Origin of the sequence: Actinotalea sp., assembly GCF_035443605.1 — a bacterium.
GTDB lineage: Bacteria > Actinomycetota > Actinomycetes > Actinomycetales > Cellulomonadaceae > Actinotalea.
Genome location: NZ_DAORSQ010000220.1, coordinates 1 through 1,518 on the forward strand (window position 1 = coordinate 1; position 1,518 = coordinate 1,518).

Below are 1,518 nucleotides of genomic sequence, written 5' to 3' on the forward strand. Positions count from 1 at the left end.
GGCGACTCGCGCCGGCAGATCCACTGGAAGTCGACGGCCAAGACGGGCACCCTCATGGTGCGCCAGTACGAGGAGTCGCGGCGCTCGCGGATGGCGATCGTGCTGTCGTGTGCCCGCACCGAGTACCGGGACGCGGACGAGTTCGAGCTCGCGGTCAGCGCCGCCGCCTCGCTCGGGGTGCAGGCGATCCGCGACGGCAGGGACCTGGAGGTCGTGGTCAGCGTGGAGATCCCCGAGCTGATCCGTTCCCGGGTGCGCAGCATCCGGGCGCTGCAGGCGGCGACCCCGCGGATCCTGCTCGACGAGTGCTGCGGCATCGAACTCGCCGATTCGACGATGTCGTTCGCCGAGGTGTCGCGGCTCGCGGCCGAATCCGGCGACCAGGTGTCGCTGGCCGTGCTGGTGTGCGGGTCGACGCCGGGCCTGCGGGACCTGCGCCAGGCCGCCCTGGCCTTCCCGGCCGACTCGGCGGTGATCGCGATCGTCTGTGACGAGCGCGCGCACCCGGCGATGCGCCGGTTCGGGCCGCTCACCGTGCTGACCATCGGCCTGCTGGAGGACCTCACCCAACTGCTGCTGCGGGGGGTGCAGTCGTGAAGGGCGTCAGGCCGCCGCGCGCCGCCCGTCCGCGCGCCACCCGGGTCGCCCGGGGAAGCTTCGGAGGGCAGGAGGTGGTCGCGGCCGGTTTCGTGCTGGCGATGGTCGCGGTCGCAGCGGTCGCGGCCTGGCCGATCTACGCCTCGCCCGCCTACCTTGTCACGGTCGGCACCGCGACCCTGGGCGGGACGGCCATCGCGGTGCTGGCCCACTGGCGGGGCTGGCGTGCCGGCGCCGTGGTCGCGGCCGTGGCCGGCCTTCTCGTCGTGATCGGACTGACGGTCGCCGTCCCGATCTGGTCGGTGGGCCCGGCGCGGGCCATCGCCGGCTTCGGCACCGGGCTGGTGACGGCGTGGAAGGACCTCGTCACGGTCGACCTGCCGGTCGGCGGCTACCGCAACCTGCTGGTGCCCGCCCTGGTGGTCTTCGCCGTCGGCACCCTCGCGGCCCTGCTGCTGGCCTGGCGGCACAGCCGCGTCCACGTGCTCGCGGTGCCGGTACTGCTCGCGGCGCAGTGGTTCGGGCTCGGCTTCGGCGCCGACGCCGCGACGGCGCCAGTCACGGTTCTCGGAGTGCCGGTGGCCGCCCCACGGGAGGCCGTCCTGGGCGCGCTCGGCCTCGTACTCGGGCTCGGCATGCTCGCCTGGCGCGCTCGCCAGGAGCGGGCCGCGGCGCTGGGCCGGGCGGCCGACGCGACCGGGGTGCGGCTCGTCCGCCGTCCGACGGGAGCCGGGGCGCGTTCACTCGCCCTGGCGCTGGGGATGGTGACCATCGCGGTGGGTGCCGGCGTGGTGCTCACCCCCCTGGTGGCCGCCGGGTCGACCCGGGAGGTGCTGCGCTCGGCGACCGGGCCCGACCTCCGGCTGGCCGCCGAGGTGAGCCCGCTGGCGGGGTACCGCGCCTGGTTCACCGACGCCAGCT

General features: G+C 75.4%; 1 protein-coding gene and 1 pseudogene. Both read left to right on the top strand.

Annotation, left to right across the window (positions count from 1 at the left end; translation table 11 throughout):
- Positions 1 to 597, top strand: a 597-nt coding sequence (locus PKY62_RS13340; RefSeq protein ID WP_324537753.1) for a DUF58 domain-containing protein, incomplete at its 5' end; no start/stop codon positions are given.
- A gap of 74 nt (positions 598 to 671) precedes the next feature.
- Positions 672 to 1,518: pseudogene (locus tag PKY62_RS13345) on the top strand (transglutaminase); the annotation flags it as partial.